This is a genomic window from Treponema sp. R6D11 (assembly GCF_054786075.1).
In genome coordinates this window covers 1-462 of record NZ_BDHD01000879.1, presented here as the reverse complement: position 1 = coordinate 462, position 462 = coordinate 1, and the positions used below count along the sequence as shown (strand labels likewise).

1 protein-coding gene is annotated in these 462 nt (G+C 69.7%); it reads right to left on the bottom strand.

What is annotated here, in order from left to right:
• Positions 1-462 (bottom strand): hypothetical protein (locus tag ACYVTD_RS16620; protein ID WP_461248765.1); only part of this gene is annotated, 462 nt, incomplete at both ends.

The following is a 462-nucleotide window of genomic DNA, read 5'->3' as shown; positions in this document are numbered from 1 at the left end:
CTCCAGCCGCTGCAGCTCGTTGAAGACCGGCACTTCGCGCTGGCCGTTGAACCGCTGGCCGGTGGAGGCGCCGTCGTGCAGCACGATGTCGCCGAAACGATGGCCGCTTTCGGGCAGCGGCACGTTGAGCAACTGCGCGCGCACGGGGTCGATGCGGCGCATGAACACGGTCTCGCCGCCCTGCCAGGGGTGCAGGCGCACCACGGCCACGCCGTAGTCACCCTCGATGGTGCCCTGCTCGCCGGGCCCCTGGATGCCGCAGGCCTTCCCCAGCCTGCGCGCCGTGGCCCAGTCGGACAGCGCCGTGGCCGCGATGGCGCCATTCCAGAGGCTGGCTTCATCGTCTTCGCCGGCCAGTGCAATGGCGCGCAGGTTGTGGTCCAGCGATGGCTGCCAATCGCGCTGGTACTTGCGCGCCAGGCCCAGCATGTAGTGGTAGTGGCGGTTGTCCGGCATATGGGC